The organism is Psychrobacter sp. TB55-MNA-CIBAN-0194, assembly GCF_040309505.1.
Lineage (GTDB): Bacteria > Pseudomonadota > Gammaproteobacteria > Pseudomonadales > Moraxellaceae > Psychrobacter > Psychrobacter fozii.
The window spans coordinates 1-269 of record NZ_JBEOOW010000323.1 but is presented as its reverse complement, the minus strand read 5'-3'; the positions used below and the strand labels follow the sequence as shown (position 1 = coordinate 269).

1 pseudogene is annotated in these 269 nt (G+C 45.0%); it reads right to left on the bottom strand.

Annotation, left to right across the window (positions count from 1 at the left end):
* Nucleotides 1–225: pseudogene (locus tag AAEY75_RS15320) on the bottom strand (protein rep); the annotation flags it as partial.
* Nucleotides 226–269: the final 44 nt, after the last annotated feature.

Genomic DNA, 269 nt, shown 5'->3' with positions numbered 1-269 from the left:
AGTTTTGCCTAGCCCTGTACTTCCAAAATCACGCCTTCGCTGTAAGAGTTTTCTCACAGAGTTTTGAAGATGATCAAAGCGTTCAGGTAACGAATCACCATTTTTAACCGTTAAGGTGAGCATGTAGGGGCGCAAGGAGCTATTTTTAGCTACAACCTGCTCATACTTACCTAAATAGCCCTGAACTTGCTTAGCGCCCCGCCTGATGGCGCACAATTGACACATTCAATGATTCTTGCAGAAACTAGCTTTTGCTAGGCGCACTTGTC